Annotated in this window: 1 protein-coding gene; it reads left to right on the forward strand. The window is 55.8% G+C overall.

Annotated features, from left to right (window positions below; genetic code table 11):
- A partial coding sequence (locus DVK01_RS22020) for a hypothetical protein (RefSeq protein WP_158598806.1) occupies positions 1-437 on the forward strand: 437 nt, incomplete at both ends.

Here is a 437-nt window from a genome sequence, read left to right on the forward strand (position 1 = left end):
TATCGATATCGCTGGCGTATTGGAGTCGGAACGGTCCCGTCTCCAGGAACGGTTCGCGCTCGACAAGGATGCATGTCGGGCAGCATTCGAGGAGAACTGGGATCTGGTGCTGGAGTGGTACGAGGATTTTCCGGGGCGGTCGCATGACACGATCAACCTTCTGGTGGAAACAGGAGCCAACATTCCCGGTGATGATGGGTTCGGAATCAGAACAGATGTTACGGACATCGGGGGCGAGGTCGTCGACGACCTACTGGCTGACATCGAGGAACGGATAAACCGATTCTCGAACGTTGCACTACAGCTGGCTTTCGACTTCGACGCCGCGATGAACCGGGAGGAGGAGATCATCATCACTCTCCACGAGACCTCCTGGAGTTCGAACCAGCACTATTATCCGGCACTCGTTAAGGGGACTGGTAGAAAAGATCCCGACC

It is taken from the genome of Haloarcula sp. Atlit-120R (genome assembly GCF_003665885.1).
In the GTDB taxonomy this organism is placed as follows: Archaea; Halobacteriota; Halobacteria; order Halobacteriales; family Haloarculaceae; genus Haloarcula; species Haloarcula taiwanensis.